Source organism: Lactococcus sp. S64 (assembly GCF_016516525.1).
Taxonomy (GTDB): Bacteria; Bacillota; Bacilli; order Lactobacillales; family Streptococcaceae; genus Lactococcus; species Lactococcus lactis.
Map to the genome: position 1 here is coordinate 154297 of NZ_JACVUQ010000004.1, position 22987 is coordinate 177283.

Genomic DNA, 22987 nt, shown 5'->3' on the forward strand with positions numbered 1-22987 from the left:
TTTATTTTGCCTCCTTTGTAATAACCCAAAGAAAGAAGGGAGCACCTAGAAGCATGGTTAGACTTCCTGCTGGAAATTCGTAAGGTTTAAATAAATTTCTGGCTATCAAATCAGCTAAAACAAGCAATAACATTCCTGTCAGTACTGACAGAATTACATTTTGCCAAAAATTAGCTCTGACAAGCTTCTTGGCAATATGTGGAGCAATCAAACCGACAAAGCTGACCACCCCAACTGAGGCAACAGTTACACCAGAAGCCAGCGCAACTAAAAACATAATGACTAAACGAACAAAATTGACAGAAATCCCAAAAGATTGAGCAAGCTCATCACCAAAATTCAATAAATAAATTTGTTTTGAAAATAAAAGCAAGAGGATAAGAAAAATAAGACTTACTACTGCCATCAAAAGAACTTTAGTATTAGTTATCCCTGAAAAAGAACCCACAATCCAGCGAAAATAGGCCTGTGTATCGTGGCTGGCAAAAGTCAAGGAGCTGGCTAAACTAGTTGCAAAAAGTCCAACTGACGTTCCAACTAGTACAACTTTTAATGGCTGAAAATGCGTTCTGGCAGTCAAAAGCATGACGACGGCTAAAGCAATAAATGCTCCTAGTGATGAAACTAGAACTGAAATCCCATCATTCGTTGACCAACCCAAAGTTAAAATGAGTGATAAAGCCAAGCTCGAACCACCAGAAATCCCTAAAGTTGCCATTTCGGCAATTGGGTTTCTAGTCATAATTTGAACAATAAATCCACTGACAGATAAGAGAAATCCTGTGAGATATAGACTTATTAACCGTGGAAATCTTAATTGTAAGACCATTTTATTTACTAAAATTTCTGTCAGAGGAACATTTTTATTTCCAAGCATCAGGTATATTACTGACAAAAAAAGTAAAGAAAAAACTAGGGCAAAAAAGATTGTCAGAAAATGTTTTTTAGGCATCTTTCACCCCAGTAATCATTAATTTTTTGGTAAAGGTATCACATCCTAAAGTGACATCTAATCCAAAGCATTCTTTCAACGTTTTTTGAGTAAATAACTCATCAACAGTTCCTTCTTCAACCACTTCTCCGTCTTTAACAAGGACTAGATTGTCAGCAAAACGAGCGGCATGATTTAAATCGTGAATGACGTAAACAATGGTTTTATTTCTCTTTGTCGCCAAATCTTTTAATAAACATAAAATATCTAACTGATGAGCTAAATCTAGATAAGTCGTTGGTTCATCTAATAAAATAATCTCACTATCTTGAGCTAAAATCATCGTGATAAAAACTCTTTGTTTTTGTCCACCAGAAAGTTCTGATATCTTACTTTCTCGAATGTCCCAAATCTTTGTTTCTCTCATCAATTCTTCTATGAACAAAATATCTTCTTTTGAGAGACGTTGTTGCATTAATTTTTGATGTGGGAAACGTCCTAAACTGACAAGTTCATAGACTGTAATATCAGCTGGGGCAGTAATTGATTGAGGTAAGAGCGCTAAAATTCTAGCAATTTCACGATTAGAATGTTGACTTAAAGGTTGATTATCAAAGATAACCTGTCCATCCGATTTAATTAAACGTCCAAGTGCCTTTAAAATCGTTGATTTTCCAGAACCATTGACTCCAATAATAGCTGTCGTTTTTCCTTTTTCAATCGACAGCGTTACGTTTTTCAATACCTGCTCTTTTCCATAAGACACATTGATATTTTTCGCACCAAAATACATCGTTTTCTTTCCTTTTCACAACGGTTGGTTGATAGTTAAAAAGCTCATCAACGGTTGTCCCTAAGGTTTCCGCAAGTTTGAAAGCAAGCGTTAACTCTGGGTCGTATTTGTCATTTTCAATCGCATTAATCGTCTGACGCGAGACGTGAGCGATATGTGCGACATCCTCTTGTGAAAGATGAGATAATCGGCGCAATTCACGTATTTTATTTTCCATGTTTTTCCCTTCTAATTCTTTTGGAAGTTCTTTTTTAAGATTTAATTCAAATTTTATTATCTTTTGCAAACAATTGGCTTGTCAAAAGTTTTTTACAAGTCCTATTATGCCATTTTCCACCCATTTTTGCAAGATAAGAAAAAAAGCAGAAAACCTGCTTTTTTATTAATGAAATGGATTAAAAAATCGGCCCTGATTTACAAAGAAGAGAAGAATAACAATCGCCACTCCTAAAAGCGAAAGCAAGATAACCAAGTAATCTTTTACATTCAAAGGTTGATAAGAATACCAACTTCTTTTCTTCTTTTTACCAAATCGTCTAAGCTCCATAGCTGTGGAAATAGTATCAATTTGTTCTAAGCTGGAAAAAATTAAAGGAAGTAACAATTGAACATTTAATTTTATTCGCGAAAAAAGTCCTACTTTTTTTGATAAATCCATTCCTCTGGCCTGTCCAGCATTACGGATTGCTAAAAATTTTTCTTGCATATCAGGAATATAGCGCAGTGCTAAGGAAACCGAATATGAGGAACGATAAGGCAGACCAATTTTATTTAAACTACTGGCAAATTGGCTCGGATTAGTAGTTAAGATAAAGAGTAAAGCGAGCGGAATGGTTGAAAAATACTTCAAGACGAGATTAAAAAGGTAAAAAAGTTCTTCTAAAGTAAGAGGTCCCCAAAGGATTGTTTTTGAATCATAAAGTCGCGCGCCATATCCAGGGTCAAAAATAAATACAAAAAGCAGATTTAAAATCGCAAAAATTGCTGCAAATTGGGCAACCCTTTTTACTGATGAAAAAGGAATTTTAGAAAAATAAAATAAAACTACCGAAAATAAAGCAACAAAAGCCAAATATCTCGTATCATAAGTCACCATACTGCTGATAGAAATCAATAGAAAGAAAAGGAGTTTTGCTGTTGCATTCAGTTGGTAAATAAAAGAATTTCCAGCTTGATAGCCTAGAACACTAAGTTGATTATTCATGCTTTAATCTCTCCTGATTCTGAAAATTGATGAAAGCTTTTGTCAGTAAAACGGGATTGGTATCTGTTTGTCTGGCAAGTTGATAAAGGCTTGGTTGACTTAAATTGCCCATTTTTACAAAATCTTCATTTTCTAAAATTTGATAAGGACTGCTGTCAGCAATAATTTTCCCGTCAGCAAAAACAAGGGTCCGGTCACTATATTCTGTAATTAAATACATATCGTGTGTAATCATAATCATTGTTAAATGAAGACGGCGATTAAGTTCGTCAAGAAAATCCATGATTTCCCGATAAGATTGTAAATCCTGAGCAGCTGTTGGCTCGTCAAGGATTAAAATTTCAGGTTCTAGTATTAAAATACTAGCAATCGTTACTCTTTTTTTCTGACCATAACTCAAGGAAGAAATTGGCCAATTTCTAAAAGGATAAAGCCCACAAACTTTCAAAATTTCTTCAACTTTATCTTGAATCATTTTTTCATCAACATGACGGAGTCGTAAACCAGCTGCCACCTCATCACTGACAATATTTTGCGAAATCATCAGATTTGGATTTTGCATAATATAGCCAATTTTTTTCGCACGTTCAGAAATAGAATCAGCAATAATCGATTGCCCTCGGTATAAAATTTCGCCACCCGCTTCAACAAAATGACAGAGCGCATTGGCAAAGGTTGACTTACCAACTCCATTTTTCCCGACAATTGAAATTTTTTCTCCTTCTTGAACTTCTATATTAATACCTTTTAGAACTTCATGTTGAGCAAAATTTACTGATAAATTTTTTACTGACAGAATATTATTTTTGCTGACAGCCTTGTCAGTAAATTTATAAGTGTCTAAAAAATCTGTCAGTAATTTTTTTGCTGACAGAACTTCCAAACTTTTTAGGTCAGAAAAATCTGTCAGTAATTTTGTAGCATTTGCAGCTTTTAATGCTGAGAGATAGAGGGGCTCGCGTAATGAATTTTCATTAAAAATTTCTGTTTTTAATAATTCAGCAGGACTTCCAGTTGCAACAATTTCGCCGTCGTTGACCACGACAATTTTATCAATGCCTAGCGGTAAAACTTCTTCGATTCGGTGTTCGATGATAATCGTAGTGACTTCATTATTTTCATGAATATCCTTAATCAAAGCCATTGTTTCTAAGCAAGTTTGCGGGTCCAAATTGGCTAAAGGTTCATCAAAAAGCAAAATTGGCGATTCATCAATCAAAACACCAGCTAAAGAAACCCGCTGCTTTTGTCCTCCCGACAAATCTTGGGGGCGATGATTCAAGAGTTTATTTGTTTCTGTTTTGTCTGACCAATAGGCCACTTTACTGACCAGTTCATCATGAATCAGACCATCATTTTCCAAAGCAAAAGCAATATCCTCAGCAACGCTCAAACCAATAAACTGGCCATCAGTATCTTGCAAAATCGTCGACACCTTTTCAGATAATTCAGCAATTGAAGTCCCAAAGGGCAAACCAGCAATTGAGAGTTCCCCACTTGCTTCTCCTTTATGTAAATGAGGCAAAATCCCATTAAGACAAGAACCAATCGTTGATTTACCTGAACCAGAAGGACCGACAATCAGTACTTTTTCCCCAGGAAATATTTCCAAATTAATCTTTTTTAAAGTTGGATTTTTTTGTAAATCATATTTAAATGTAAAATCTTTGAACGAAATTAAGGCTTCCATTTTTATCCTTCTTTTTAGAGATACTTTATTTTTTGTGCTTTATTAAACCGATACAAGCGTAAAAGCAGCAAATATTTGCTGCTTTTATTTTAGCATATCTGGAGCTTTTTATTCTTTATCGAGTGAGCCAGATTTGGTTCTGGTAGCAGCATAGAGTTTGAGTAGTAAAGTTCCTGCTACGGCAATAGTCAATGCATTTACTAAACCAGCAACAATTCCTTGTGTGAAGACCTTATTTGCCGGTTCACTATAAACTAAAACATCCCCAATTGGAGCAATAATTCCCCAAACTACGACATTGGCTAAAAATTGAACAATATTAAAACGAATGATTTCTTTATTTCCAAAAATTCCTTGAGTCAAAGTTTCTCTTTTGACTCCAAAAGCTAGAAATAAGCCCATTAAACCTGAGCCTAAAACCCAAGTCCACCAAGGCGCACCATAGAGAAATGAATCTTTAAGGGCATGACCAATAAATCCGATCAAGAAACCAGCTAAAGGGCCAAATAAGGCTGAAAATAGGGCAAGGACCGCATATTGCAATTGAATACTAGTATTTGGAATTGGTGTAGGAATATTAATTAGCCAACCAATAATCACAAACAAAGCAGCCCCAATCCCAGTAGCAACAACAATTTTTACAGAGTTATTTTTCATTGTTTCTCCTTTTTATAAAATATTTTTATCTAAAATTATTTGATAAATTATCGATGTGAAACCCGTCTAGCTAAGAAATCACCAACAAGCTGAACCAATAAAACAAAAATCAAGATTAAAATGGTTGCAAACCAAGTCACATCATTGGCAAAGCGATTATATCCATAAGAAATGGCCGTATTTCCTAGTCCACCAGCTCCAATCGCACCAGCCATTGCAGTCAAACCAATCAAGGAAATTAAAGTAACGGTTGAAACACGAATTAAACTAGCTAATTCTTCACGAAGATAGACCGTGAAAACAATATCGAGAAAATCAGCTCCCACCGTTTGAGCTGCTTCAACTTTTCCATGGTCAACAGACTCAAGCGAAGCTTGAACTTGTCTGGCATAAAAAGGAGCCACTCCTAGAGCCAATGGAACTAAAGCCGCAGTAACACCAATCTGCGTGCCCACCAAAATTTTAGTCAAGGGAGCAATTGCTGCTAATAAGATAATAAAGGGAAAAGCCCGTCCGATAGAAACAATTTTATCTAAAATCCAAAATAATGGTCGATTAGGTGTAATTCCATCTTCAGCAGTCACCACAACACCAATTCCAAATATCAATCCCAATAAACCACCAATAAGTGCTGAAATAAATGTCATATAAAGCGTTTGAACAATTGCTGTCCACCAACCCGTCTCACCTGTCCATCCTAAATAAACCACATTAGGAAATGTATGTGCAAACCATTCTGCCATTAGTCTACCGTCCTTTCAATTTTACCTAAAACTTCAAATTTTAAATGTCTTTCAACAAAATATGCCTTTGCGGCAGCCCGATGTTCACTTGAACCTTTTAAGGTCAAAACTAATGAACCAAAAGGTTGTCCTTGAAGTAACTCAACATTACCATAGAAAATGTTGGTTGTTACATCAAATTTTTTCGTAATATCAGAAACCACAGGGTCTTCAAGCTCTGAACCTGAATAATCTAAGTGAATTAATTCTTCGTCATCTGCTAATTGTGCCAGAAGTTCTGTTCTAGAAAGACTGGCAATAAAACGATTGACCGAACTTGTTGTTTCAATAAATTGTTTTGTTAAAGCTTCTTTAGGTTGTGCAAAAATATCAATTAATGAATTTTGTTCAATGATTTCACCATTTTGCATAACAGCTACTTTATTAGCAATTTCCTTAACCACTTGCATCTCATGTGTAATTAAAACAACTGTGATTCCCAATTTTTCATGAAGAGATTTAAGTAAATCTAAGATTTGATTGGTTGTTTTTGGATCAAGTGCTGATGTTCCTTCATCTGAAATCAAAATCTCAGGGTCATTAGCAAGCGCACGCGCAATAGCAACTCTTTGTTTTTGTCCCCCAGAAAGCTGAGCTGGATACTTATCAGAAAGCTCTTCTAAATCAACTAATTTTAATAATTCGGTCACTTTATCCGTTTTTTCTTTTTTTGTAAGATAACGTTTTTTCCCGTTTTTATCTTCGATTTGGCTATGCTGTAAAGCAAAAGCCACGTTATTAAAAACGGTTTTTTCACTTAAAAGATTAAAATGTTGAAAAATCATCCCAATCTTTTGACGAAACTCACGTAATTTCGCGCCAGTAAATTTTACAGGATTTTCACTATCAAAAATCTTCTCACCATTAATCACAATTTGACCTTTGGTCGGTTTTTGAAGGAGATTAATGGTTCTGACCAAAGTTGATTTACCAGCCCCAGAATAACCAATTACTCCATAAATATCCCCTTTTTCAATGTGTAAAGTAGCATCTTTTACTGCTGTGACTAATCGTCCTTTCTGATGAAATTGTACAGAAAGATTATTTAATTCAATAATTGCTGTCATATTGTTTTCCTTTATCTTTTTTCATTCTCTGTCAGTACTGACAAAGTTATTTTCTCTTTTGTCAGTACTGACAGAAAATCTCGTCTCTGACGAGTTTTCTTAGTTACAATTTTAAATTCCAAGCGGGGAGTTCTCCACCATCTGGATATTCTTTTTTAATGGTATCAGCGATATTTTTTTGCTCATAAGCTTTGACCACTTCTTTATAAACTTTATTATTTTTATCAGACTGATTTGCCGCAATAAAATTAATCCATTGAGCTGAATCTTCATTTAAAGGTTCTTGATAAATTGATTCTTTCTCCGAAATTTTTGCTGAAATAGCAAAATTATAATTAATGACTGCTGCAGCAACAGAATCAAGCGCACGTGGGGTTTGACTTGCATCAATTTCTTTGATAATTAAGCCTTTCGGATTATCTCTGATATCTTTAACCGTTGCTAATGCTCCCCTAGAAGTATCAAGTTTAATGAGTCCTGCATTTTTTAAAACATAAAGGGCGCGGCTTTCATTGGTAACATCATTTGGGATAGCAATCGTACTTTTATCAGGAATTTCCGTCACATTTTTATACTTTGTCGAATACAAATGAATCGGCGTAATAATTGTATCACCAATTGATACGATATTTCCATTATTAGCTTTATTCCATGATTTCAAGTAAGCGTAATGTTGAAAGGCATTGAGGTCCACTTCATGGTTAGCCAAAGCTTTATTGGGCTGATCTCCGTCAGTAAAATTGACAAATTTTAAAGTAATCCCAAATTGGTCTTTTGCATTTTTTTGAACTTGTTTCCAAATGGCATCTTCTTGTTTCCCACCAGGCATCAAACCTATTTTTACGATTTTACTGACAGAAGTAGATTTGCTTTTTCCTTGCCTTAAAGTAAAAGTGATTAAACCAACGATAATAACCAGCAAAAGCAAACTTCCAAAAAGAATTTTTCGATTTCTTGGATTCATAAATAAATCCTTTCATTTTCAAAGTTTCAAGTTCCAAGCTGGCAATTCTCCGCCATCTGGATATTGTTCTTTGATTGCTTTTTCTGTCGCTTTTGAAGCATAAGCCTTGGCAACTTCTTTGTAAACTTTATTATTTTTTTCTTTACTTGTCGCAGCAATAAAGTTAATATACTGAGCAGAAGTTTTGTTGAGAGGTTCCATATAGACAGATTCAGAATTTGGTAAGCTAGCTGCAGTTGCATAATTATAGTTAACCACTGACAAAGCAACAGAATCAAGCGCACGCGGTGTTTGGCTTGCATCCACTTCCTTGAATTTCAATTGATGCGGATTTTCTGTGATATCTGGTAAGCCAACTAATTTGCTAGAATCACTTGTTGTCAATTTAATCAAACCTGCACTTTGGAGCACGAACAATGCCCGACTTTCATTTGAAGCATCATTTGGTATTGCAACGGTTGACCCTTCTTTTAAATCTGACAATTTGCTGACTTCTTTTGAATAAATGTGCATTGGGGTAATATAAGTATTTCCTACTGCCACAATATCACTCTTATGTGCTTTATTCCAAGTTTTCACATAATTATAAGATTGAAAGGCATTGACATCAATATCTCCCGAAAGAAGTGCTTCATTAGGTTGATTATAATCAGAAAAATAAACAAATTTTAGCTTTAAATCATATTTTTCTTTGGCGGTTTTAGCTACTGATTTCCAAACCTCTTGGTCTTGCTTGTCCCCACTCATGATTCCAACCTTAACTGTTTTTTGAGCGGTTGATTTTTTACTTGCTTGATGATTTAAACTAAAGAAAGCAACCAAAGCAACAACGATAATCACTGCAAGTGCAACAATAATATTTCTATTTTTCGGATTCAAATTTTTCCCCAAATTCTACTGAATACTTATAAAATATTCTATTTCACAAGTGTCCAGACCTTCTTTGAACGATAAGTCTCTCAATGAAGAGAGACTTATTTGAGTATTAAAAACAATTATTTTAATTTCAAGCCCCAAGCAGGAATTGTACTCTTGTCCGGATAAGCTTTAGCAATAGTTTTTTTGGTTGCTTCTGTTTCATAAGCTTTGACAACATCTTTATAAACAGTGTTGTTTTCGTCTTTTTTATTAGCAACAATAATATTAATCCATTGTTGGCTATCTTTATTAACTGGTTCTGTAAAAATGGCATCAGATTTCTTTAAACCAGCAGTAACGGCATAATTATTATTGATAACTGCTGCATCGACTGAATCTAAAGCACGCGCAGTTTGTGAAGCATCAAGTTCTTTAATGACCAAATTTTTTGGATTTGATGTGATATCTTTGACCGTCGCCAGTGTTTGACCAGAAACATCCAATTTAATCAAGCCCGCAGACTTCAAGACATAAAGGGCACGACTTTCGTTAGAAGCATCATTTGGTACCGCAATGGTTCCACCCTCTTTGATATCTGAAATATTTTTGAGTTGTTTTGAGTAAACGCTGATTGGCGAAATCACTGTATCCCCAATCGCCACTAAATTGCCATTATTTGCTTTATTCCATGCTTTTAAAAAAGCATAATGTTGAAAGGCATTTAAGTCAATATCGCCATTTTTCAATGCTGTATTTGGCTGAGTATAATCCGTAAAGTGTGTGAATTTCAAAGTAATTCCATATTTATCTTTAGCAGTTTTAGATACCGTTTGCCAAATGCTGTCATCTTCTTTTGTTCCTGTCATTATCCCAATTTTCACTGTTTTATTTACCGTTTTATTTGCTTGAGATTTTTGACCAAAGCCGATAAATCCAGCAATAGCTACAATAACAACAACAATTATTCCAATAATTATATTACGATTTCTAGGATTCATAATCTTCTCCAATTTCTACTGACCAAACCGTTCGTAATCAGTTTGAGTCTTCTGTCAGTAAAATTTATTAGCCCTAAGGCAGAAATTTCTAAAGTAGAAATTTCCAAAGTTTTCACCTAACCGTTACTTTTTAACGAAATTACTTAGTCGAGTTTCAATCCCCAAGCAGCAATTTTTCTCTTATCAGGATAAGCTTTCTCAATTGCTTTTTTCGTTGCTTCAGTTTGGTAGGCTTTGACAACTTCTTTATAAATTTTGTTATTAGCATCTTTTTTATTTGCAACGATAATATTAATCCATTGCTCGCTATCTTTGTTTACAGGTTCAGTGTAAATAGACTCTTCAACCGTTAATTTTGCTGTTGTTGCAAAATCGTCATTAATTACTGCCGCTGTAATTGAATCAAGCGCACGCGGTGTTTGTGCCGCATCTAATTCTTTAATGACCAAATTTTTTGGATTTGAATTAATATCTTTGACCGTCGCAAGTGTGTCACCTGATACAGAAAGGCCAATCAAACCAGCATTCTTCAAGACATAAAGTGCGCGACTTTCATTTGAAGCGTCATTAGGTACTGCAATTGTATCTCCTGATTTAATTTGGCTCAATGAAGTAATTTTTTTAGAATAAAGACGAATTGGTGAAATTGTTGTATTACCAATTGCTTTCAAATCACCGTCATTAGCTTTATTCCAAGCATTCAAGAAAGCATAATGTTGGAAGGCATTCAAATCAATATCGCCGTTTTTCAAAGCTGTATTTGGTTGTGTATAATCTGTAAAATGAGTGAATTTTAAAGTAATTCCATATTTATCTTTAGCTGTTTTAGAAACAGTTGACCAAATGGCATCATCTTCTTTTGTTCCTGTCATTATTCCAATATTCACAGTTTTATTTGCCGTTTTACTTTCACCAGATTTATGATTAAAACCGAAAAATGCAGCGATAGCAACAATTACAACAACAATAACGACAATTAAAATATTTCTGTTTCTTGGATTCATTTCTTCTCCCTTTTTTCTAATTGATTTATTTTTCAAAATCAATTATTCCCCTTTTGATAAACTTTTACATCTATTAGAAAAATTAACCGTGCACCTGTTAATTTTTCTAAATCTAAACAAATTCTTCAAGATAAAGCGCTCATGCTAAATAAAAATAGCTCATTTCATATAAAGAAACGAGCTATATCGTGGTACCATTCTTGATTTAAGCACTTTTTAGTTCACTGAAAATTTTCAGATTCCAAAGGCAACTTTCAAGTTCAATAACGAGAACCATTCCGTCAAGAGCTTAGTTAAACCTTACTCTTGCTACGCTTATCAAGCCATTTTCATTGCTTCACTCAGGCTTGCTCTCACCGCTACAAGCTCTCTGTGCTGACCTTCACAATTACTTACTCGACCGCTTTTATTTTGTCCGAATTTGTGTATAGACTTATTCTAACAGACTTTCGTTTTTTTTGAATTATTGATTTTTTATGTTGCCTTAAATATTTTTTAAGTTTAATTTATAAAATAGATTAACAATCTTAAAAAAATGCTTTTCAACTTAAAATGTGCTAAACTTAATGAGTAAAAATAAATATTTGCACAATGGGTCTATTGACAAAACTGTCAGTAGCGAGAAATACCATCTGACCTGATCTGGGTAATGCCAGCGTAGGAATGTGTTAAGACAAATGTCTAATTTCTAACCCTCCTTTTGTGCGCATCAAAAAGGAGTTTTTTTATGTCTAATTCTAAGTTCAATGTCCGTTTGTTAACGGAAATTGCCTTCATGGCGGCACTCGCCTTCATCATCAGCCTTATTCCAAATACTGTTTATTGCTGGATTATTGTTGAAATCGCCTGTATCCCAATTCTTATTCTCAGTTTTCGTCGCGGCCTAACAGCTGGACTTGTCGGTGGATTAATCTGGGGAATTCTGTCAATGATTACTGGGCACGCTTATATTTTAACCTTGTCTCAAGCCTTCCTTGAATATCTCATCGCCCCTGTTTCACTTGGAATTGCTGGACTTTTCCGCCAAAAAACAGTCCCTCTAAAACTTGCACCAGTTCTTTTGGGAACTTTTGTTGCTGTTCTTCTTAAATACTTCTTCCATTTTATTGCCGGAATCATTTTCTGGAGCCAATACGCTTGGAAAGGCTGGGGAGCCGTGGCTTATTCTCTTGCTGTCAATGGAATCAGTGCAATTTTTACTGCTATTGCTGCATTTGTCATTTTGATCATTTTCGTCAAAAAATTCCCCAAACTTTTCATTTATAGCAATTACTAATAAAATCTGTCAGTAACTTTTACAAAAAATAAAATCTGTCAGTAAAATTACTTTATCTTGTCAGTCAGCATAAATTCTTCTATAATAAAGCTATGTCTAAAAAGCAAAAATTAAAGAAAACACTTGTAGAACAAATTCTTGATAAGGCAAAAATTGAGCATACTGGACTTGCAATTAACGCTTTAGAAAGTAATAGCCTCCCTGTGGATATCAGTCGCAGTGATATTTATAAAACCCTAGCACTAATCGGCGATAAAACTGGTCCTGTCATTGGTATTCTTCCACTGACAGAGCATTTATCAGAAAAAAAATTGGCCAAAGTTTCGGGCAATAAAAAAGTAAGCATGATTCCTCAAAAAGACTTGCAAAAAACGACAGGTTATATTCACGGTGCAAATAATCCTGTAGGGATTTGGCAAAATAAAAAATTCCCAATTTTTATTGATTCTATTGCCTTAGAGCACGACTTTATCGTTTGTTCAGCTGGCGAAGTTGGGCGTAGCATAAAAATCGCTCCTAAAGTTCTCGCTGACTTTGTTCATGCTCAATTTGTCGAAATTAGAGAATAAAATTACTGACAGAATTTCTGTCAGTAATTTTTTGTTTATTAGAGCAAGAGTTTGCAAAAATTCTTCTTTTTTAGTATATTTTATTTTATACATAAAACAAAGGATTCTTAATGCAAAATACAAAATTATATTCTTTAACCCTAATTGCTCTTGGTGCAGCAATTATTGCGGTTCTCTCTCCTCTGTTTATCCCAATTGGTATTGTGCCCGTCACCTTACAAACACTTGCCGTAGGACTTGTTGCCACAGTACTAAAAGCGCGTGAAACTTTTTTTGCTATCTTACTCTATCTCCTGCTAGGATTTATTGGAATTCCCGTATTCACTGGAGGGACATCAGGAATTGCGGTTCTTTTTGGTCCAACAGGTGGTTTTCTAATTGCCTTTTTAATAATGGGAACCCTTATTTCTTTTGGCCTTCATCAAATTAATTATAAGACCATCCCTGCTTTTATCATAAATATTGTAGGACACCTGCTTATGTTAGTTATCGGAACATTGTGGCTCAAATTTTTTACCAATGTCGACTGGTCATTGGCCTTAAAGCTTGGATTCACACCATTTGTCATTGTTGAATTTATTAAAGCTGTCCTTGTTACTATCTTTGGCTTAGCACTTATTCGTGCACTTTCTCACACAAATAAATACTTTACAAACTAAGGCAAAACCGATACAATTAGTCTATGTTTATAAAAGTACTTATGGCGCTTTATCCCCTTATTGTCTTTATTGCATTGGTTTTCATTTTCAAGTTTTTTAGACTTCGTCACTTAACCAATCGCAAACTAAAAATTCCAGATGTTTTTACACTATTTCTCATCTTAGGGATGCAAATTTTTTCTAAAAATGTTACAAGTATCAGCATCATTCCATACTACCTGCTAATCATTTCTGGCTTAGCGCTTGTTTTGTTGTTGCTTGATTTGCTTTATTATAAACAATTTACCTATCGTCGCTTTTTAAAACTCTGGTGGCGCTTGACCTTCTTTATTACTTTGATTATTTATCTTATCCTTATTGTGATAACATTTACCCATTAAAAAACTGCCCGATTGTAATGAGCAGTTTTTTTATTCAAATTGTTCTCGATACAAAGACGCATAGTTTTCATTTTTTAACAGATTTTCATGAGAATCAAACCCTAATACCTTGCCTTTATCTAAGTAGATAACTTTATCAGATAATTTGACTGAAGTCATTCGATGAGTAATCCAAATTACTGTTGCTCCAGCAGACAGCTCCATCAATTTTTGATAGAGTTGTTTTTCACTGTGCACATCAAGTGCACTATTAGCCTCATCAAAAAGATACAGTTCCACATTATTTTTATAAAAAGCTCTAGCAATTGCTAACTTCTGCCATTGTCCTCCTGACAAATCAGTTCCACCAAACTCCTTGCCCAATTGAAGTTCTGAATTCAAATCAGGCAATCCTGAAAATTGTAAAGCTTCATCAACTCCTGTTTTCTCTTCAAAACTAATAGAATCTCCGACAGAAAATTTAAATCTTGAAAAATCCTGAAATACAGGAGAAATTTTTGCCCAGTAGTCTTCATGCTTTATTTCTCTTAAATCTTCATTATTAATTAAAATCTGACCACTTGTCGGAGTAAATAAATCAGCTAATAATTTCAATAAGGTTGATTTCCCGGAACCATTCTGACCTACAATAGCGATTTTTTCCCCCTTTTTAATCCCAAGAGAAATACTTTTAAGAACTTTTTGATTTTCTTTTGGATAGGCAAAGGATACATTATCTAAACTAATTTGATTGATTTCAGTAATACTTTTATAGCCGGATTCAGTGAATGACTTTCTCATCAATTTAAGATATTTCTCCAACCACATCAAAGTATCATAAAGCAGGTCAGATTCCTCTACTAGGCCATTCGAGGCCGAAATTGCTGCAACCAAACTTGAAGCAAAACCTACGACAATTCCAAGAGATAATTTACCTGAACGAACTTGAAATACAAGATAAATAAAAGCGAACATTGATACAAGTGAACTTATAATAATAAAAATCAAAGCAATTCCAAATTGTCGCATGCGTATCCGATTTTCTTCCTTATGTACCGTGTAAAAGAGTTTCCAATACCGTTTCTTCAAAAAATCAAAAACATTGAAAAGACGACTCTCTTTAGCATAATCACGATTTAAGGCAATTTCTAGTAGATAATTCATCTTACGTGCTTCTGGTCGCCTTGTTACCAAAGTTTCAAAAGCCTCCTGTTGAATTCGATAATGAATTAAACTTTGAGGTACTAAAACAATCACGATTGCTAAAGGTAACCACCAAGTATAGTTAAAAAGTAAAACAAGCAAAGAAAGTAAAGAAATAATATAACGAACATTGGAAAGCGTGAAAACAATTAAATTTACTGGTCGCCAAGAAAGTTCACTCCTAACTGTTTCCACATCATTATAGAATTCATCATTTTCAAAAACTTCCAATGACTTGATTTCACTTGCTTTATCTATTAATTTTTGATTAATGTTTGCAATCAAGACGTCCGTCAAATAACCTGAAATAGCCGTTGTCGCTGGCGGAATAATATTTGAGATCAAAAGCAAAACTGCCCAAAAAATTCCCCAACTCATCGAAAAAACCGAACCTTTAGCCAGTTCGGTTGTTACTTTTTGAATAGAAAAAATAATCCCTGTCGGAACAAGTGCTTCAATCGGAACCAAAATAACAAGCACAAAAGTCCCCCACCTACTCGCTTTAGAAAAAGTTTTCAATCCCTCAAAAAGCAACAAAAAATACGATTTAAATTTTCTCATATCATCTCCAGTTAATAGGCTTCACAAAGACATTGTAAATCCAATCTATCTCCCTATTAGTCATTTCCAAAACACTAGAAACTTTATATCTTTGTCTCATTTTACTACTCTCATCAAATGAAAGAATCATTTTAGTAAATGGCTCCATATGAGCAATTTGAAATTGTCGCCCTGCTTCATCATACTCATAAATATTTACAGCATTTTCAAAACTATAATACTCATCTTTGGTTCCGTCCAAATTTAAGATAGCTGTTTCTTCCATACCATTCCAACAACTTGTACGATATTTTCCACCTGAAATAAATTCTGGAATTCCACGTAAAAATTTACGATAAACCTTTCCAAAAACTACTGGCAACATACCCTCAGCCGTATTTTCGATACAAAATTCACTTTCTGTTCCTAATCTATATAATTGATTCATGCTACTGATGATTTCCACGTGCGAAGAATTCGTACTGATAAATTGCCCCTCATAAATAATTGTGCCAACTTTCAAGTCTAATAATTCTCCATTTACCATAACTGTTGCAGAATTTGAACTTTGGCTAACATAAGTGACTCTATAAGTAGCATTAAGTGTAGCACTCCCAAGTTTATTTAAATATACTTCATGGCTACCAATAGCTTTTCCATCTATATAATTCATCTATTTTTCCTCCATACTTTTATTTTTTCGGTTATACTATAATCTTAAGCATTGCATTGGACCCACCTTCTTTCAATATATAAAATCAAAAGACTTTAATTAACTGAAAATTATGAAATTATTATATAATATTATTAACATTAAAGTCAACGCTTTAAATAAACAAAAATAATCATATATGAACATATGGAGAAAGTTATGGATACTAACTTAGGAAGAACCTTTAGAAGGCTGAGAAAATTTAAAAATATGGAAATTAAAGAAGTGGCTAGCGAAGATATTTCTTATGCTCAAATTTCCAAATTTGAAAGAGGGAAAACGGACATGACGCTTACAAAGTTTCTTAGTAGTCTTAAGGCAATCAATGTCAGTCTTGAGGAATTTTATCATGAAGCCTATTTTTCTAACTTATCTAAAGGCCCTCTTTTTAATTATGACTTTTGTCAAAAATTTGAAATTGAAGATAAAGAAAAACTTCATCAGCTCCTTAAAATAGAGACCGACTTGCTTACGCTTCACCCCAGTATAAAATGTCACAAACTCAATATTATCCAAATCAAATCCCAACTTCATCTGATTGACCCTAATATTCAAGTAAATAAAAAAGATACTCTCTATCTAAAAGAATATCTGCTTTCAATTAATAAATTCTGTGCCTATGAACTTTATCTGTATAGCTCTTGTCTTTCTCTCCTTGATAATAAAACACAAGAGCAATTAATTCAAAAAATTATATCCGCTGAAGATGAATATTTAGACTTTATCAGTCCTAAAATTCTTAAGATAATTCTTCGCCTCATTCCCATATTTATAGAAAATAATTTTTTAGATTCTCTCCCCTTGCTTTTTACATATCTTGAGTCACATACTAAGAGTGATTTATTTTTTTACGAAAAAGTAACTACGGTCTATTTGAAAGCATTATATGAGTTGAAAATAAATCCTGAGAATCATGAGGCCTCTTCTCTTTTAAATTCCTATAGCGAAGTCTTTAAACTTTTCAACTCTCTTGAGACCGAGCATTAAAAAATTAAAAAGCCCTGAAATCTCAGGGCTTTTATTTATTTCCTAATTCTTTTAAGAGAACACCAAATTCTTCTTCAGATAAAGTAATTCCTTTACCCATTTTTTCATGGTCAGGTGACCAAGTACGAATGTCATATTTAGGTTCAGCATCATTCCAAGAAACACGATTTAATTCTTTACGCCAACCTTTTGCATTTTCAGAGAGAACAATCAATTCTTCAATGATTTCAAATTTTAATTTATCAGCCATCTTATTTCCTTTCTCATTAGTCTATACGAAAATAAATCACTTTTGTCACTCTTCAATCAATTGAATATCTACACCAACAGCAGTCAATTTTTCAATAATGTGGTCATAACCACGTAGGATAAACTCAATATTAGAGATTTTTGTAGTTCCACTGGCAATAATTCCAGCAGTAACCAAAGCCGCACCAGCACGTAAGTCAGTTGCTTGAACACAACTACCAGTTAATTCATTGGGAGCGTCATAAATAATTCGATCATCTAAAACAGAAATATTAGCACCCATACGAGCTAATTCAGGGACATGATTGACACGCTTTTGATAAATCGTATCAACAATTGAACCACGACCTTTTGCTTTCAATAAAAGTGGTGTAATTGGTTGTTGCAAATCCGTCGCAAACCCTGGGTAAGGAACAGAAGTAATATTGACTGATTTTAGATTTTCTGATTTATGAACTTCAATACTATCTTCACGAATGGTCAAACCTACACCCATTTCTTCAAGTTTAGCAATGAAAGATTCCAAGTGTTCATAAATAACATTTTCAATGATGACACCATCTCCCATAGCAGCTGCTAAGGCAAGATAAGTTCCCGCTTCGATACGGTCAGGAATCACCGTATGTTGAGCACCGTGCATTTCATCCACTCCAGTAATGCGGATAATGTCAGTCCCAGCTCCTCGAACTTGTGCGCCCATACTATTTAGAAGTGTCGCCACATCAATAATCTCAGGTTCACGGGCAGCATTTTCAATGATAGTTAAACCTTTTGCACGACTAGCAGCAAGCATAGTATTAATTGTTGCCCCAACAGAAACAACATCCATATAAATGGTTGTTCCAACTAACGAATCACCAATCACTTCTAAGTGCTCAGCTTCTTCTTCTTGAATCTTCTTAGCCCCTAGAGCTTTAAAGGCTTTATCATGTAAATCCGTTGGACGAGGGCCTAAATCACAGCCACCAGGCAAGCCTACTGTTGCCTGACCAAAACGTCCCAAAAGTGCCCCATTGAAATAATAAGAAGCACGTAAAGAGTTGATTTTTCCATAAGGAAGGGGACGAGAAACAACACTGCGTGTATCAATCACAAGTCGTCCTTCTTCAAGATTTCGTTCAATTTTTGCTCCCATGATTTCCATGATTTCGACTAAACTTGCGACATCAGAAATATCTGGAACTCCTTCAAGCGTTACAACATCGTTAGCTAAGATAGTTGCTGGAATCAAAGCGACTACTGAATTTTTTGCGCCAGAAATTGGGATGGTTCCTGAAATACGCTTCCCACCATTAATTACTATTTTTTTCATATTATTTCAAAATCACTTTTCACATTTTTATTGTCTTAAAAAAATTATATTTTTAAGAACCGCTCTCTATTTTAACATTTTATAGTAGTTTTTCATAGACTTTTTTATCTAAATAAAAAATCACAGCTAAAATTTTAACTGTGATTTTATTTTCCATGGCTTAACTGAATAATCTCTTATTCAAAAACAAATTGATTGTGATAAAGTTCAGAGTAGAAGCCACCTTGAGCAACGAGTTCATGGTGATTTCCTTCTTCGATAACTTCACCATCTTTAAGAACAACAATCTTATCTGCATTAAGAATTGTTTTCAAACGGTGAGCAATAACGAATGAAGTACGACCAGCAATAGCAGCTTCCATCGCCCATTGAATTTGTTGTTCAGTTACTGTATCCACATTTGAAGTTGCTTCATCCAAAATCAAAAGTTCTGGATTTGTCAAAATGGTACGTGCGATAGAAATTTGTTGTTTTTGACCAACTGAGAAGACTGATTCATCATCTGAAACATGTGTTTCGTACTTGTCAGGTAAGCTATCAATGAAATCATGAATGTGAGTTGTCTTAGCCACTGTTTCAATTTCTTCTTGAGTAGCATTTGGTTTACCAAACTTGATATTATCAGCAATCGTTCCATCAAAGAGAACAGACTCTTGCAAAACAATTCCGACATTTGAACGCAAGCTATCTAAATCAAATTCACGAATATCAGTTCCATCAAATTTAATTGCTCCACCATTAACATCGTAGAAACGGTTCATCAAGTTCATAACTGTTGTTTTACCTGAACCAGTTGGACCAACGAGGGCAACCATTTGTCCTTTTTTAACATCAATATTAACTTTTTTGAGGACTGGTTTTCCTGGAAGATATTCAAAATCAAGATTTTCGATTTGAATTCCGTCTTTAATCGTATCAAATTTCTTACCATTTTCAGGACGAACTTCTTCTGGTTCATCAAACATGACATTCAGACGAGTTGCCCCTGTGATGGCAAGTTGAAGTTGACCAAAGTTTGATGAAATTTGCATGATTGGGTTGTAGTAACTTTGAACGTATTGAACAAAGGCAACCAAAAGCCCTAAACCTGTGGCAATTGACATGCTATCATCGTTAAGAACATAGGCCGTTCCACCAAAGATAACAATGGCAATTGATAAAAGTTGGAAACCATTCATCAATGGGAAAATCATACCAGACCATGCTTGAGCAGCAAAGGTACGTTTTTTAACATTTTCATTGTGTTCCAAGAATCCATTAATAGAATCTTCTTGTAAACCTTCAACGATAATTGCTTTTTGCCCAGAGATTTTTTCATCCATATAGGCATTAAGTTGTGAAACTTCTTCTTGTTGTTTGTCTGTTGCTTTTTTCGATTGACGAATGATAATCACAGCAGATAAAATAGCAACTGGAGAAGCGGCAACTGTCAACCAAGCAAATGTCACATCTTTATTGAAAATCTGGATAATGACACCCACAAAGACCGCAGCATTTGAAATAACTGAAACGAGTGCTTGGTTTAAAGTATTTTGAATGTTATCCAAGTCAGATGTGAAACGAGCAAGGATATCACCATCTTGATGACGGTCAAAATATGAAATTGTCAAACGTTCAAGTTTACCAAACAAACCTTTACGCATGCGATTTGTTGAATGAGCAACGATACGGCTAAAGAGCAAGGTATAAATCAACATTGATACACCTGTTGCTACATAAACTGCAAGCAATTGCCACATTCCTTTCATGAATGTAGAAGTGCTGGCTGCATGTGAAGTTGCCACTGTTTTAAGTGTTTCTAAAGTTGTTCCTTTAGGAAGATTAGCAGTGATTTGGTCTTGTGCTGCTTGTGGCAAAGATTTCACAACTTCAGGAACATTGTGCCAATCTACTGTTTGGTGCATTTGTTGGCTTAATTGTTGAGCAATTTGTTGTAGTGCATCTTGGGATTGACCAGCATGTTGATGTGTAAAGAAGTCAGTCACATATTTAGTCAAATTAGTGATGGCGTCCCCCAAAAGTGATGGAGAAACAACCTGTAACCAAGTTGCTAAAATGATGAAAATCATAATTACAGCAAATTGGAGTTTATATCTTTTCAGATAGAGGTAAAAAAATCGGATGGCACGTGTGGTGTCAGACATTTTTCTTGTTGATTTGGTATTTTCCATGTCTTAGTCCTCCTGTGCTTTCTGTGTGTCGTAGATTTCTTGGTAAATTTTATTCTCAGCAACTAATTCTTGGTGAGTTCCTTGACCAACAAGTTTTCCTTGGTCAAGAACCAAAATATTATCTGCATGAACCACTGATGAAATCTTTTGAGCAATAATAATTGTGGTTGTGTCTTTAAGGTCTTTATTCAAAGCTTCTTGAACAAGTTTTTCAGATTTAGCATCAAGGGCTGATGTTGAGTCATCTAAAATTAAGACATTTGGATTTTTAACAACTCCACGTGTGATTGAAAGTCTTTGCTTTTGACCACCTGAGAAGTTATTTCCGCGTTCTTCAACTTCAGAATCATATTGACCATCTTTAGTTGTAATAAATTCTGCGGCTTGGGCAATGCGTGCAGCACGAGTCATTTCTTCATCAGTTGCATCGGCTTTCCCTTGTTTAATATTTCCAGCAATTGTTCCTGAGAAGAGAATGGCTTTTTGAAGAACAATAGAAATATTTTTCTTCAATGTCCCACGACTAACTGTTTTAAGATCTTTTCCACCAACTGAAACGGTACCTTCTGTTGGGTCAAAGAGTCTTGGAATCAATTGTGCCAATGTAGATTTACCAGCACCAGTCGCTCCGACAATCCCAACCATTTGACCAGGTTCTACTTCAAAGCTAATATCTTTAAGTGTTGGTTCTTCATCATTAGGATAAGAGAATGACACATGGTCAAATTTGACAGAACCTGAAAGAACTTCATCTTTAGCATTTTCATCAAATTTCATGGCTGGATCAGTATTTAACACTTCATTAATACGACCAATTGATACCATACCACGTGAAGCAAACATTGAAATCATACCACCCATGATAATGGCAAACATAATCATTCCCATATAAGTCATGAATGTAGCAATCCCACCAATACTATCTTGGGCAACTGTTGTTGACTCTGTTACAAAAGTTGAAACAAAGTAAATAGCAAGCCAAATTGCTCCTTGAGCAATCACAGTAAAGAGTGGAATCATTGCTGAGAAGAGTTTTCCTACTGCCCAGTTATGATCGTAAAGTTCATCAGAAGTTTCATCAAAATCTTTGATTTGATTTTTTTCTTGAACGAATGATTTAACGACACGTGAACCACGCAAGTTTTGTTTAGCAATGGCGTTAATACGGTCCATCAATTTTTGGAAAGCCATAAAGTGAGGGCCCATGCGTCCCATTAAAACGGCTGTGACTAATACGATTAAAACAATTAAAAGAACTGTAATCCACCATAATCTTGGAAGAGTCGTGATAGAAAGAACAACCGCACCAATCAAAAGGACTGGAATCCGCATCAAAATTTGGAAAACCATCATCATCAAGTTTTGAACTTGTGTGACGTCATTTGTCATCCGAACAACAAGGTTTCCGGCATTGAACTTTTCAACATTTTCATAAGAAAATGTATTGATTTTTTTGTAAGTCGCTTCACGAACGTCTGCTCCAATTTCTTGGGCAATACGTGCCGCTGAAAGTGTACTAAAGATAGCAAAAATTATCCCTATCCCAGCAACAACCAAAAGCTCAACTCCATATCCTGAAACCTTGTCAGCCATTTGATGACGGCTATAAGTTGTTGATGACATTACGGTCATAATTCGTTTCATGATTTGGGGCTGGTAAAGCTGTACTCCTGCATAAATAAAGGTTGAAACGATTGAGAATAAGGCAACCCATTTATGCTTCATGATTGATTTGAAAATCATAAAATTCCTTTCTAGAGTTAAATAATGTAAATAAGTTTACATTAAATTGAATTTTCAATTTCATTTTACTTCAAAATAATTTCAATAAATTTTTTGAGAAAATAATTATAACATTATTTTTTTTAGTAAACAAGCATTAATTGTTAATGCTGTTAAATATTACAATAGTTAGTTTCAAAAAAGATAAACTAACAAAAATATTGTAACGCTTTTCAAAGTTTAAGTCAACAATTTGCGACGAATATTTTTTACCTTCATT

The 22987-nt window shown here is 34.6% G+C and carries 23 protein-coding genes and 1 riboswitch; of the genes, 5 read left to right on the forward strand and 18 right to left on the reverse strand.

Annotation, left to right across the window (positions count from 1 at the left end):
• Position 1 precedes the first annotated feature (1 nt).
• From IAE51_RS06090 to IAE51_RS06145, 12 genes are all read right to left on the reverse strand, one after another.
• Positions 2–952 carry an iron ABC transporter permease gene (locus IAE51_RS06090; RefSeq protein ID WP_010905286.1) on the reverse strand — a complete coding sequence of 317 codons (951 nt, stop codon included), beginning with the start codon at positions 950–952 and terminating at the stop codon, positions 2–4.
• The gene (locus IAE51_RS06095) at positions 945–1724 is read right to left on the reverse strand and encodes an ABC transporter ATP-binding protein (RefSeq protein WP_014570376.1); all 780 of its coding nucleotides are present in this window, start codon (positions 1722–1724) and stop codon (positions 945–947) included. The genes IAE51_RS06090 and IAE51_RS06095 overlap by 8 nt, the downstream gene beginning before the upstream one ends.
• A complete protein-coding gene (locus IAE51_RS06100; RefSeq protein WP_010905285.1) occupies positions 1648–1941 on the reverse strand; it encodes a helix-turn-helix transcriptional regulator in 294 nt (97 codons plus the stop codon). Before IAE51_RS06100 ends, IAE51_RS06095 begins: the two co-directional genes overlap by 77 nt.
• Positions 1942–2106: 165 nt before the next feature.
• Positions 2107–2928 carry an energy-coupling factor transporter transmembrane protein EcfT gene (locus tag IAE51_RS06105; protein ID WP_143459080.1) on the reverse strand — a complete coding sequence of 274 codons (822 nt, stop codon included), beginning with the start codon at positions 2926–2928 and terminating at the stop codon, positions 2107–2109.
• The gene (locus IAE51_RS06110) at positions 2921–4618 is read right to left on the reverse strand and encodes an ABC transporter ATP-binding protein (RefSeq protein WP_058206225.1); all 1698 of its coding nucleotides are present in this window, start codon (positions 4616–4618) and stop codon (positions 2921–2923) included. The genes IAE51_RS06105 and IAE51_RS06110 overlap by 8 nt, the downstream gene beginning before the upstream one ends.
• Before the next feature lie 108 nt (positions 4619–4726).
• Positions 4727–5275, reverse strand: coding sequence for an ECF-type riboflavin transporter substrate-binding protein (locus tag IAE51_RS06115; RefSeq protein WP_012897180.1), 549 nt, complete (start codon positions 5273–5275; stop codon positions 4727–4729).
• A 47-nt stretch (positions 5276–5322) separates the two neighbouring features.
• Positions 5323–6018 carry a methionine ABC transporter permease gene (locus IAE51_RS06120; protein ID WP_003131669.1) on the reverse strand — a complete coding sequence of 232 codons (696 nt, stop codon included), beginning with the start codon at positions 6016–6018 and terminating at the stop codon, positions 5323–5325.
• A complete protein-coding gene (locus IAE51_RS06125; protein ID WP_003131670.1) occupies positions 6018–7124 on the reverse strand; it encodes a methionine ABC transporter ATP-binding protein in 1107 nt (368 codons plus the stop codon). The genes IAE51_RS06120 and IAE51_RS06125 overlap by 1 nt, the downstream gene beginning before the upstream one ends.
• Before the next feature lie 103 nt (positions 7125–7227).
• On the reverse strand, positions 7228–8088 hold the full coding sequence (locus IAE51_RS06130) for a MetQ/NlpA family ABC transporter substrate-binding protein (protein WP_003131672.1): 861 nt from the start codon (positions 8086–8088) through the stop codon (positions 7228–7230).
• Between the two features lie 18 nt (positions 8089–8106).
• Positions 8107–8967 (reverse strand): MetQ/NlpA family ABC transporter substrate-binding protein, encoded by an 861-nt coding sequence (locus IAE51_RS06135; RefSeq protein WP_010905281.1) that lies wholly within the window; start codon positions 8965–8967, stop codon positions 8107–8109.
• A gap of 116 nt (positions 8968–9083) precedes the next feature.
• Positions 9084–9944, reverse strand: coding sequence for a MetQ/NlpA family ABC transporter substrate-binding protein (locus IAE51_RS06140; protein ID WP_033900421.1), 861 nt, complete (start codon positions 9942–9944; stop codon positions 9084–9086).
• Between the two features lie 143 nt (positions 9945–10087).
• Positions 10088–10948, reverse strand: coding sequence for a MetQ/NlpA family ABC transporter substrate-binding protein (locus tag IAE51_RS06145; RefSeq protein WP_010905280.1), 861 nt, complete (start codon positions 10946–10948; stop codon positions 10088–10090).
• A gap of 581 nt (positions 10949–11529) precedes the next feature.
• Positions 11530–11629, forward strand: a riboswitch (TPP riboswitch).
• A gap of 46 nt (positions 11630–11675) precedes the next feature.
• Between IAE51_RS06145 and thiT the strand changes: the two genes are divergently transcribed.
• The 4 genes from thiT to IAE51_RS06165 all read left to right on the forward strand — a co-directional run bounded on the left by thiT (position 11676) and on the right by IAE51_RS06165 (position 13832).
• Positions 11676–12224, forward strand: a complete 549-nt coding sequence (gene thiT, locus IAE51_RS06150; protein ID WP_200094983.1) for an energy-coupled thiamine transporter ThiT — start codon at positions 11676–11678, stop codon at positions 12222–12224.
• Between the two features lie 92 nt (positions 12225–12316).
• Complete coding sequence (locus IAE51_RS06155) at positions 12317–12793, forward strand: aminoacyl-tRNA deacylase (RefSeq protein ID WP_003131680.1); 477 nt, start codon at positions 12317–12319, stop codon at positions 12791–12793.
• 110 nt (positions 12794–12903) lie between these two features.
• The gene (locus IAE51_RS06160; protein ID WP_200094985.1) at positions 12904–13452 is read left to right on the forward strand and encodes a biotin transporter BioY; all 549 of its coding nucleotides are present in this window, start codon (positions 12904–12906) and stop codon (positions 13450–13452) included.
• A 23-nt stretch (positions 13453–13475) separates the two neighbouring features.
• The gene (locus IAE51_RS06165) at positions 13476–13832 is read left to right on the forward strand and encodes a DUF3397 domain-containing protein (protein ID WP_200094987.1); all 357 of its coding nucleotides are present in this window, start codon (positions 13476–13478) and stop codon (positions 13830–13832) included.
• A 30-nt stretch (positions 13833–13862) separates the two neighbouring features.
• On the opposite strand, the gene IAE51_RS06170 is transcribed toward IAE51_RS06165, so the two are convergent.
• Positions 13863–15575, reverse strand: coding sequence for an ABC transporter ATP-binding protein (locus IAE51_RS06170; protein WP_012897173.1), 1713 nt, complete (start codon positions 15573–15575; stop codon positions 13863–13865).
• 1 nt (position 15576) lies between these two features.
• Positions 15577–16227 (reverse strand): hypothetical protein, encoded by a 651-nt coding sequence (locus IAE51_RS06175; RefSeq protein WP_200094989.1) that lies wholly within the window; start codon positions 16225–16227, stop codon positions 15577–15579.
• Positions 16228–16476: 249 nt separating this feature from the next.
• Between IAE51_RS06175 and IAE51_RS06180 the strand changes: the two genes are divergently transcribed.
• On the forward strand, positions 16477–17253 hold the full coding sequence (locus tag IAE51_RS06180; RefSeq protein ID WP_223848608.1) for an Rgg/GadR/MutR family transcriptional regulator: 777 nt from the start codon (positions 16477–16479) through the stop codon (positions 17251–17253).
• A 31-nt stretch (positions 17254–17284) separates the two neighbouring features.
• Here the strand turns inward: IAE51_RS06180 and IAE51_RS06185 are convergent, their stop codons facing one another.
• The 4 genes from IAE51_RS06185 to lmrC all read right to left on the reverse strand — a co-directional run bounded on the left by IAE51_RS06185 (position 17285) and on the right by lmrC (position 22710).
• Positions 17285–17503, reverse strand: coding sequence for a YdbC family protein (locus IAE51_RS06185; RefSeq protein WP_003131683.1), 219 nt, complete (start codon positions 17501–17503; stop codon positions 17285–17287).
• Positions 17504–17548: 45 nt separating this feature from the next.
• Positions 17549–18814: a UDP-N-acetylglucosamine 1-carboxyvinyltransferase gene (locus IAE51_RS06190; protein WP_200094991.1), complete on the reverse strand. Its 1266-nt coding sequence runs from the start codon at positions 18812–18814 to the stop codon at positions 17549–17551.
• Between the two features lie 176 nt (positions 18815–18990).
• Positions 18991–20985, reverse strand: a complete 1995-nt coding sequence (gene lmrD / locus IAE51_RS06195) for a multidrug efflux ABC transporter LmrCD subunit D (RefSeq protein ID WP_003131686.1) — start codon at positions 20983–20985, stop codon at positions 18991–18993.
• Positions 20986–20988: 3 nt separating this feature from the next.
• Complete coding sequence (gene lmrC / locus IAE51_RS06200; protein ID WP_047205617.1) at positions 20989–22710, reverse strand: multidrug efflux ABC transporter LmrCD subunit C; 1722 nt, start codon at positions 22708–22710, stop codon at positions 20989–20991.
• Positions 22711–22987: the final 277 nt, after the last annotated feature.

Coding starts and splice junctions, on each gene's coding strand:
- IAE51_RS06090 (WP_010905286.1), bottom strand. CDS start 952: ATGCCTAAAAAACATTTTCTGACAATCTTTTTTGCCCTAGTTTTTTCT.
- IAE51_RS06095 (WP_014570376.1), bottom strand. CDS start 1,724: ATGTATTTTGGTGCGAAAAATATCAATGTGTCTTATGGAAAAGAGCAG.
- IAE51_RS06100 (WP_010905285.1), bottom strand. CDS start 1,941: ATGGAAAATAAAATACGTGAATTGCGCCGATTATCTCATCTTTCACAA.
- IAE51_RS06105 (WP_143459080.1), bottom strand. CDS start 2,928: ATGAATAATCAACTTAGTGTTCTAGGCTATCAAGCTGGAAATTCTTTT.
- IAE51_RS06110 (WP_058206225.1), bottom strand. CDS start 4,618: ATGGAAGCCTTAATTTCGTTCAAAGATTTTACATTTAAATATGATTTA.
- IAE51_RS06115 (WP_012897180.1), bottom strand. CDS start 5,275: ATGAAAAATAACTCTGTAAAAATTGTTGTTGCTACTGGGATTGGGGCT.
- IAE51_RS06120 (WP_003131669.1), bottom strand. CDS start 6,018: ATGGCAGAATGGTTTGCACATACATTTCCTAATGTGGTTTATTTAGGA.
- IAE51_RS06125 (WP_003131670.1), bottom strand. CDS start 7,124: ATGACAGCAATTATTGAATTAAATAATCTTTCTGTACAATTTCATCAG.
- IAE51_RS06130 (WP_003131672.1), bottom strand. CDS start 8,088: ATGAATCCAAGAAATCGAAAAATTCTTTTTGGAAGTTTGCTTTTGCTG.
- IAE51_RS06140 (WP_033900421.1), bottom strand. CDS start 9,944: ATGAATCCTAGAAATCGTAATATAATTATTGGAATAATTGTTGTTGTT.
- IAE51_RS06145 (WP_010905280.1), bottom strand. CDS start 10,948: ATGAATCCAAGAAACAGAAATATTTTAATTGTCGTTATTGTTGTTGTA.
- thiT (WP_200094983.1), top strand. CDS start 11,676: ATGTCTAATTCTAAGTTCAATGTCCGTTTGTTAACGGAAATTGCCTTC.
- IAE51_RS06155 (WP_003131680.1), top strand. CDS start 12,317: ATGTCTAAAAAGCAAAAATTAAAGAAAACACTTGTAGAACAAATTCTT.
- IAE51_RS06160 (WP_200094985.1), top strand. CDS start 12,904: ATGCAAAATACAAAATTATATTCTTTAACCCTAATTGCTCTTGGTGCA.
- IAE51_RS06165 (WP_200094987.1), top strand. CDS start 13,476: ATGTTTATAAAAGTACTTATGGCGCTTTATCCCCTTATTGTCTTTATT.
- IAE51_RS06170 (WP_012897173.1), bottom strand. CDS start 15,575: ATGAGAAAATTTAAATCGTATTTTTTGTTGCTTTTTGAGGGATTGAAA.
- IAE51_RS06175 (WP_200094989.1), bottom strand. CDS start 16,227: ATGAATTATATAGATGGAAAAGCTATTGGTAGCCATGAAGTATATTTA.
- IAE51_RS06180 (WP_223848608.1), top strand. CDS start 16,477: ATGGAAATTAAAGAAGTGGCTAGCGAAGATATTTCTTATGCTCAAATT.
- IAE51_RS06185 (WP_003131683.1), bottom strand. CDS start 17,503: ATGGCTGATAAATTAAAATTTGAAATCATTGAAGAATTGATTGTTCTC.
- IAE51_RS06190 (WP_200094991.1), bottom strand. CDS start 18,814: ATGAAAAAAATAGTAATTAATGGTGGGAAGCGTATTTCAGGAACCATC.
- lmrD (WP_003131686.1), bottom strand. CDS start 20,985: ATGGAAAATACCAAATCAACAAGAAAAATGTCTGACACCACACGTGCC.
- lmrC (WP_047205617.1), bottom strand. CDS start 22,710: ATGAAGCATAAATGGGTTGCCTTATTCTCAATCGTTTCAACCTTTATT.